Genomic DNA, 9,194 nt, shown 5'->3' on the forward strand with positions numbered 1-9,194 from the left:
CTAGAAAAAGCATCAACTCTCCGCGCCTCTGCGTGATTCAAAAAGTATTAATTCATATAAAAACAGAAGATAGTTCTTCCTCCTCGGTTGTATGATAACAGATTAAAAACTCGTTGTCAATACCTTTTCCTCTCTTTTTCCCGAAAATTTTGGTTAAAAACTCCGTTCTAGAAAGACAGCTTTTGGTATAATAGGCAGAGTGAGTGTCAAATATCTAGCAGCATAAATTTAGCAGACCTCCTCATCCCATAAGTTGTGGTGAAAACAAGATGTCTAACTCTCCTAGTCAAAATTCTCACTCCAGAAACTCTGGGTTTGAGCGTCTACGGTTAACAATATTAAGTCAAGGTGGACTAGTTTTAGGTGCTGTATTGGTGCTGGGAATTATTGCCGGTGTTTGGCGGTTGCGGAATTTCGTTTATAGTGATTTAGTACCATTAGTCACTCAAAATCTAACTAACACCCTGAACCGTCCGGTAAAATTGGGAGCAGTTAAGTCATTTTCCCTGACAGGGGTAAGTTTTGACGCTTCAGAGATACCAAGAACTGATACAGATTCAGATAAGGTAAATACAAAAGCTGTTGAAGTGGGATTTGATCCTTGGCAATTAGTTGTTAACCGCCATCTTTTATTAGATGTTAATTTAATTAATCCAGATATTTATATTGAACAAGATTCCCAAGGACGCTGGTTAACTACTACTATAACTCCGCCTCCGGGTAAAGCATTGATTAAAACTGATTTGGATAAATTGCGGTTTCGTGATGCTAATTTAGTATTAGTACCGAAAGTATCGGTTTTAGAAAAAAATTCTTTACCAGAGAAAGTAGCATTTTCAGGAATTAATGGCACAGCTAAACTCTTAAATCAAAATCGTCTGATTAAATTAGAATTAGCTGGTAAGGCAGTGAGTGGGGGTAATATTTCCATTACCGGGGATTTAATTCCTCAGAAAGTTTTAGTTGGGGATTTTCGACTACAAGCGGAAAACATTCTGGCAGCAGATATTACGCGAATTGTCACTTTACCACTAACCTTAAAAACTGGTAGAGTCAATGGTGATTTGCAAATTAAAGTAGTTCCCAGGGGGAAAACCTTATTATATGGTAAGGCGGCCATAGCGGGAGTAACGGTACAAATCCCTAAAATACCTCAATTATTAAATAATAGTCAAGGGAATCTCAGCTTTGATGGACTGGCTATTAAATTAGATCAGATAATTACCAACTACGGGCAAATCCCGGTTACAGCATCAGGTACAATTGATCAGGAAGCTGGATTTAATTTAAAAGGGCGTGTCAATGCGGTAAGTTTAGCTAATGCCCAAACTACTCTGAAAGTAAAGTTACCAGTTCCTGTAACTGGGATAGCTCAAGCAGATGTACAGATATTGGGAGAAATTTCCCAGCCAGTATTATCCGGTAGTGTCAGCAGTTTGAAAACTGTCCGAATTGATAAAGTAGACTTTCAGAAAGTTAGTAGTAAATTTGAACTGATAAGCAGTAAGTCTCTGCTGAAAATTACAGATATCCAAGGAAAAACTACAGATCAAGGTGAGGTAAAAGGTGGGGGAACAATTAAACTGAGTGCAGTACCCCAACTAGATTTTAACTTGACTGGGGAAAATATAGCCGGAGATGCGATCGCTCAAGTATATAATATTCAAACAGGATTCCCCTTTGGACTATTATCAGCTACAGCCCAACTCAAAGGAGCGGATAATAAAACCCAGACCATAGTAAAATTGCAAGCACCTCAAGCTAAATATCCCACAACGTTAACAACAATTATTAATTCTGATATTAACTCTGACCAAAGGGTTTCCTTCCGTGATGTAGTTGCTAATGTAGGTAGTGGCATAGTTAGGGGTAGTGGTACTTATAGTAATGGTCGTTGGCAAGCTTTAGCACAAGCTAATAAGATTAAACTAGCCTCCTTTATAGAGCAAAAACAACAGGAAAACATTTCCTTAACTGGGGCTGAATTTAATGGAGGTCTGCGTTTATCAGGAAATTCCTCACCATTTAAAATTGAGACAATTATTCCTGAAAATGCGAATGTTAACATTGCCGATGGTACAGTCAATATAGCCCAACTCGACTTACAAGAGCAAAATTTCACAGCCTTGTTACTAGGGAGAAATTTACGCTTAAGCACAATATTCAAACAAAAACAAACCAACCCGATTTTAAATTATCCCCTCACAGGTAAATTCATGATTGGGGGTAATCGGGAAAATTTCCAAGTTAAAACCCTGACAGCATTGGGTGAGGCCTTTTTATCTGTGGGAGGGGGGAAAATTAAAGCTGGGAATATTCAAGTTGCGGAAGGTCGTTATCAGGCGAAAATTCAGGCTGATAATGTACCTTTACTTAGTTTAGCACCTGTACCATCCCCATGGCAAGGAAATATCACAGGTGAATTACAGGTAGGGGGTTCTGTGGAGTCATTCCAACCTGAAACTATTCAGGGAGAGGGAAAAGGGAGATTGAAACTTCCTAGCGGAACGGTTATGGTCTCTGATATTCGAGTTAACGATGGAAATTATCAGGCTTCTTTGGCTACTTCTGGGTTAGAATTGCGCTCTTTTGGTCAGCAGTTACAAGGACAGTTGACAGGGAAATTACAACTAGCGGGAACTTTAGCCAGCCCCAAATTAGCAGATATTGCTGCTGTTGGTCAACTGCGATTTAATAGAGGTTTGCCAGGTATTGATCCACCTATTTGGTTATATATTGGTTGGAATGGAAAAAAGCTAACTATAGACAGTTATAATAATGGTAATTTCCAAGTTAAAGGTTATTTATTAGCTAATGCCGAAAAAGTAGGTATTCCCGAAATTACGGATATGAATTTAAACTTAGATGTAAATAATTATAATCTACAAAAATTGCCGATTAAATTACCTAAAAACGTAAATATTGCTGGAAATGTGGATTTTAGCGGCCAGTTGAGAGGAAAACCCACTGCACCAAATATTACAGGTAAATTGGGATTTACAGATTTAAGACTTCAAAAATTGGTCTTTGAACCATCTCTAACTGGTAGTGTTCAAGCTATATCAGGAGAGGGAATAACCGTAGATGTTGCAGGTAGAAAAGAGCGTATAGCAGTTAAATTAGATAGAAATAATCGTCCTAAATCTTTTTTAGTCAAGTGGCAACAAGCATTGTTATCAGGTATAGAAACAGATGGTAACTTAGCCGTAGGTATGACTAATCTACCATTAGAATCACTAAATGTAATTTTACCAGATGATACAGTATTAAGTCCAGGAGGTGTGGGAGGATTATTAAATGGAAATTTGCAAATTAATTCCCAAACATTAGCGACAGAGGGGAATATAGCCATTGAGAAACCAGAAATTGGCCGTATTAAAGGCGATCGCTTTCAAACCCAACTGCGCTATGATAATCAAACATTTATTCTCGGGAATAGCGAACTTCGCAAAGGTGAAAGCAGATATAACTTTGATGCAAACATCAGACCATGGACTAAAAAACCGCAACTGCGAGCAAACATCAAAATTGACAAAGGTAATATTCAAGATATCCTTAATGTTGCCCAAATATTTGAACTTCAAGACTTGCAACGTGGTTTAAAAGCACCAAAATACGGCAGAGCAGGTAACTTAACCGCTAAATCCCAAAAATTACCAAATCAGTCCTTATTCAGCCAAATTCAAAGGTTATCAGAAATTGATGCCCTAGTAACTGCCCAAGAACAAAAGCGAATTAATGCTACACCCATACCAGAATTAAGAGAATTAAAAGGGATTTTAAACGGTAACATAAGTGTAAATACTGTTACAGCCAACCAGCCAAGGATGAAATTTAACCTGCGAGGACAAAACTTTACTTGGGGTAAACCAACAGAACCGAGCCGATTTTATGCTGTGGAAAAATTAGTAGTTAAAGGTAGTTTAGAAGAGGGAATTTTCCGGTTACAACCTTTACAAATTCAATCTCAGCAAAAGTTAATTGCCTTTACAGGTAACATTGGTAATAGTAAACAATCAGGTAAATTGACAGTAGAAAATTTTCCGCTTGGGCGAGTAAATGATTTAGTGAAACTACCAGTAGGAATTGGAGGTAAACTGAATTTAACGACAGCAATAGCAGGTAGTATTAATAATCCTCAAGCTATAGGAGAATTAAACATAACAGAAGGAACAATTAATCAAAAACAAATAGCATCAACTAATGCCACTTTCAATTATGCTAATGGAAGATTAAACTTTAGTAGCAATGTCTCAGGAACAGGGAAAGAATCTGGGACTGAAATATCGGGGAGTATTCCTTATCAAACACCTTTTGCTACTAAAAAATCAGAGAGTAATCAAATTACCTTAGATGTGAAAGTCAAAAACGAAGGTTTAACACTTTTAAATCTTTTTACTAATGAAGTAGCTTTTGAAAATGGACAAGGAGAATTGGATCTAAAAGTTTCGGGAACTTTAAAAAAACCCTTACTTGAAGGTAAAGCTTCCCTAAGTAATGCTACCTTTAGCGCTCAAGCATTACCGGGAAAATTAACCAATATAAATGGTAGTGCAGAGTTTGATTTAAACCGGGTATTTGTAGACAGTCTTGAAGGTAGATTTAGTAATGGTAAAGTTAAAGCTGTGGGAGAACTACCAATTTTTACTAGTCAAAATATTAAAACAGAAAATGCACTCACTGTTAATTTAGAACAATTAGCTTTAAATCTCAAAGGACTATATCAAGGGGGTGCTAGTGGGAATTTAGAAATTACGGGTTCTCTGCTGCAACCTGTAATTGGTGGTAAGATAGAATTATCTGATGGTCAAGTATTGTTAGCAGAATCTAAAAATGTTAATTCCTCAAAGAGTAAAATCAGCATTTCTCAAAGATCTCCAGAAGTAGAAAATAAAATTACCAAGTTAAAGAAGTTAGAATTAAACTTAGGTAAAAATGTACAAATTGCTAGTCCACCGCTGTTTAAGTTCCAAGCTGCTGGGGATTTAATTGTTAATGGTTCTTTAGCTGAACCCTTACCGGAAGGAACTATCAAACTAACTAAAGGTGCGGTGAACTTATTCACGACCCAATTAGGTTTAGCACGAGGTTATGAGCATACTGCTACTTTCATTTCTAGTCAACCCCGTGACCCTTATTTAGATATTCGTTTATTTGCTAAAATTCTAGATGTAGTTGAAAATAACGATATTGGCCGACAAAATTCTGTAGGTTCTTTAGGTTTATCGGGTTTAGAAACAGTTCGAGTTGAAGCAAGTATTAATGGTTTAGCTAGTCAAATTAATGAGAATTTGCAACTCAAAAGTAATCCTGCGCGTTCAGAAACACAAATTGTGGCTTTGTTAGGGGGTGGTTTCATTGATACTAAAGAACGTGGTGATATTAAACTGGGTTTAATTAATATTGCTGGTTCGGCCGTTTTTAGTAATTTCCAAGGTGCATTTAATCAAATTGGTGATGCTTTTGGTTTAAGTGAATTAAGAGTATTTCCCACTATTCTTTCCCAAAGGCCAGAAGCAGGGAGAAACAACTCATCTTTAGAATTGGCTTTAGAAGCAGGAATTGATATTTCTCCTAAGTTTTCCTTTTCTACTATTAAGATTTTGACGGCTCGTGATCCTTTACAATGGGGGATTAATTACCGAATAAATAATGAACTTCGTCTGCGTTCTTCTACTAATTTAACTGATGATACTCGCGCTGTAGTTGAATTTGAACGGAAGTTTTAAAAAATTGACAACCAACAACCAACAACCAACAACGGACAACCAACAACGGACAACCAACAACGGACAACGGACAACGGACAACGGACAACCAACAACGGACAACCAACAACGGACAACCAACAATGGACAACCAACAACGGACAACGATCACAAGTAATATCTAACAGTGGTAACAATGCGACTTTTATTAACTCGCAAAGCATTTTTCAAAAACAAAGTTGTTTGATTATGTAAAATACTATCCCACCAATTACGAGGGACAAAAGCAGGAATAATGATAGTTGTGAAAACACCGGGGTGATTTTCCTGAAACTGACCAATAAAATCTACAATGGGGTCAATTACAGAACGATAGGGAGATTCGATAATTTCCAAAGGAATATCCGCTTCTAGATTTTGCCATTTTCTTTGTAATTCTTCGCGGTCTGTAGAACCAATATCTACGTGAACAGCAACAATTTTATCTGCAATTGTCCGCGCATAGTCCAAAGCTTCTACCGTTCCTCGGTTGAGTTGTCCCACTACAACCACCGCCGGGTGAGTGACAACTGCGGGTTTGGGAACGGAGATATAACTCCGGGGTTCTAAATCGTGGATACTGAGACGTTCAGCTACATATTGATAATGACGATGAATAGCTGCAAATAGTGTTACTAAGATAGGAATTGCTATGACAACCAGCCAAGCACCTAATAGGAACTTAGTACAAATAATTACTAATAATACTACTAGCGTAGCGAATGCTCCCAAGCCATTCATAATTGCGCTTGCACGCCAACCTCTGGTTTGTTCTTGAAACCAGTGACGTACCATACCCGCTTGGGAGAGAGTAAAGGAAGTAAAGACACCAACCGCGTAGAGAGGAATAATAGCGTTAACTTGACCTTTAAAGATAATTACCAAAACTCCCGCACAGATACTCAAGAGCATAATACCATTAGAGTAGACCAAGCGATCGCCCAAGAGAGATAATTGACGGGGTAAAAATCCATCTCGTGCTAGGAAATAACACAGTCTGGGAAAATCTGCATAACTAGTATTAGCAGCTAACATCAAAACCAACAGAGTGACAATTTGCAAAAAATAGTAAACAGGTCCATTTCCCAAAATCACCCTACCCAAAAGAGAAACTACGGTTTGTCCTGCTTCGGGAACAATATGATAAATGTTTGCTAAATAGCTGATACCCACAAACATAAATCCCAAAATCACTCCCAAATATAACAAAGTCAGGCGAGCATTTTTCCATTCTGGAGCTTTAAAAGCTAAAACCCCGTCAGATATTGCTTCTACCCCCGTTAGTGCGGTACAACCGGCGGAAAAAGCCCGTAAAATAAAGAATACACTGATCCCTTCACTAACAGGAAGAGAAGGATATTCAGTTATTACCTGTCCATTAGTATATTTAAACACACCAATGCCAATTAGCAGAAAAATGCTAGTAATAAAGGCATAAGTAGGAACCATAAATATCTTTCCCGACTCCTTGACACCCCGGAGATTTGCCAGCATAATCAAAAAGATGAAAAACAAACACAGCAGGACAGTGTGAGATTTTAGTACCGGAATGGCTGAAGTCAAAGCTGCTGTACCAGCAGATATACTGACAGTCACAGTCAAAATATAATCAATCATCAGCGAACCACCAGCCACCAATCCGGTATAAAGACCGAGATTTTCCCTAGCGACAATGTAAGAACCGCCACCTTGAGGATAGGCGCGAATGGTTTGACGATAAGAAAGGACAACTATAGCCAACAGGGCGATAATTGCTACAGCAATAGGTAGAGACAAACCCAGAGCGCCACTTCCTGCTGCGACTAAAACTAGTAAAATTTCTTCTGTAGCATACGCTACCGAGGAAAGAGCATCGGAAGAAAGAACCGCTAAAGCCGCACCGTTACTTAATCGTTCCTCGCTATGGGCGCTGGTTGGTAAGGACTTACCAAGGAAAAATTGCTTAATCTGAGGATACAAGGACATAGAAAGTCCACCGGATAAATGTGTTTATTTTTATTCAGTTGAGGATAAACTCAAGTCTGAGTTTATAGAATATAGCAATTTTGCTAAATCCGTTACATAATTAATCATTAAGTTTTCTAGGCTTACACTCCCGACTTGTTCACGAAGTTGGGAATCTTGTAGTTGATAATTTCCTGATCATCTGTCAACAAATTCTGCGCTGCTTCTAACATAGACGGGGCGATATCTTTTAAATCCTCCCGATTATTTAAGTATGTTTTCAAAGCAGACATTGGGTCAATACTGGTACTCGTACTCAATTCAGGAATCCGGGGTTTTGCTAACTGACTGACTAGTTCTGCTTGAATGGTGTAAGTATGGGCGGATTTTAAAGCATTGTTGAGGGAAGAGTTATCAATTAAATCCAATTGATCTGAGCGCAATTTGTAAATCAGTCGCACTACATTGTCTTGAATATCATATTTAGCAATTCCTTTTAATAAAGCTGCTTGTGGATCATCGTGTTTAGATAAATCTACTTCAATTGTCCGAAATATTCGCACCGGTAAAGGACAAAATTCCCAATTTACCTTCCCCCTTTCCAACTCTATCATGACATAACCTTTATCTTCCTTCTCCTCACTAAAATCTACCCGTTCAATACTTCCAGGATAAATCACTGGTGGGTCATTAGATTTATTTAGATTTTGGTGTTTATGAACATGACCTAAAGCCACATAATCAAAACATGAGCGAGTTAACAAAGACAAAGGTAAAGTAAAACCCTTACCCACTGCTAATAAGCGTTCTGCGCCCAAAGTTGCATTATCAGCCATTAAATGGGCTAAAAGTACCGTAGGAATACTAGGGTCAAGACGACGAATTTCGCCCTCTATTACCACCTGTAAACGTTCTGTGAGTAATTGATTAACTTCGGCCAAAGAAGAACCCTGAGTTTCTTGACGAGTCATCAAAGTAGAACGAGTTAACCAAGGGAGAGTAATTATTTGTATATCTCCATTGCGGGTAGAAATGCGGTGAGTGGTCAAAGTATCACCAACCACAAAACCTGGTACAGCCAAAGTTCGGTAAATATTTAAACTAGCGCCTCCCAAACCTTGGGAATGTTGGTCATGATTTCCTACTAATAACACAGTGGGAATATCTGCGTCTACTAAGCGACGAAATTGATGAGCAAAAGCTTCTTGAACATAGGGCGCAGGTGTCGCATTAGGAAAAGCATCACCACCAAATAAAACTAAATCTACATGATCATTTAACGCCCGGTCAATACACAAAGATAATGTCTTGACAAAATCCTCCAATCGTGTATTTAAACCTGTGAGGGGATTAACACGCCCGTGACAAAAACCGCTACCAATATGGATATCTGAAAGATGAAGAATTTTCATAATTTATTTAGTTATAGGTAGGTTGTCGTTATGACAAGGGAACAGGGAACAGGGAACAGGGAACAGGGAACAGGGAACAGGGAACAGGGAA

At 38.3% G+C, this 9,194-nt stretch carries 4 protein-coding genes; 1 reads left to right on the forward strand and 3 read right to left on the reverse strand.

Annotated elements, in window-relative coordinates; translation table 11 throughout:
* Positions 1-269 precede the first annotated feature (269 nt).
* On the forward strand, positions 270-5,729 hold the full coding sequence (locus ACIR310F_RS0105200) for a translocation/assembly module TamB domain-containing protein (protein WP_028082903.1): 5,460 nt from the start codon (positions 270-272) through the stop codon (positions 5,727-5,729).
* On the opposite strand, the gene ACIR310F_RS24085 is transcribed toward ACIR310F_RS0105200, so the two are convergent.
* From ACIR310F_RS24085 to sbcD, 3 genes are all read right to left on the reverse strand, one after another.
* Positions 5,726-5,905 carry a hypothetical protein gene (locus ACIR310F_RS24085; RefSeq protein ID WP_155963632.1) on the reverse strand — a complete coding sequence of 60 codons (180 nt, stop codon included), beginning with the start codon at positions 5,903-5,905 and terminating at the stop codon, positions 5,726-5,728. The two genes, ACIR310F_RS0105200 and ACIR310F_RS24085, sit on opposite strands and share 4 nt — an antisense overlap.
* Positions 5,877-7,712, reverse strand: a complete 1,836-nt coding sequence (locus ACIR310F_RS0105205; RefSeq protein WP_028082904.1) for an APC family permease — start codon at positions 7,710-7,712, stop codon at positions 5,877-5,879. Before ACIR310F_RS0105205 ends, ACIR310F_RS24085 begins: the two co-directional genes overlap by 29 nt.
* A gap of 122 nt (positions 7,713-7,834) precedes the next feature.
* Positions 7,835-9,106: an exonuclease subunit SbcD gene (sbcD, locus tag ACIR310F_RS21625; RefSeq protein ID WP_051289478.1), complete on the reverse strand. Its 1,272-nt coding sequence runs from the start codon at positions 9,104-9,106 to the stop codon at positions 7,835-7,837.
* Positions 9,107-9,194: the final 88 nt, after the last annotated feature.

This window comes from Dolichospermum circinale AWQC310F, from assembly GCF_000426925.1.
GTDB lineage: Bacteria > Cyanobacteriota > Cyanobacteriia > Cyanobacteriales > Nostocaceae > Dolichospermum > Dolichospermum circinale.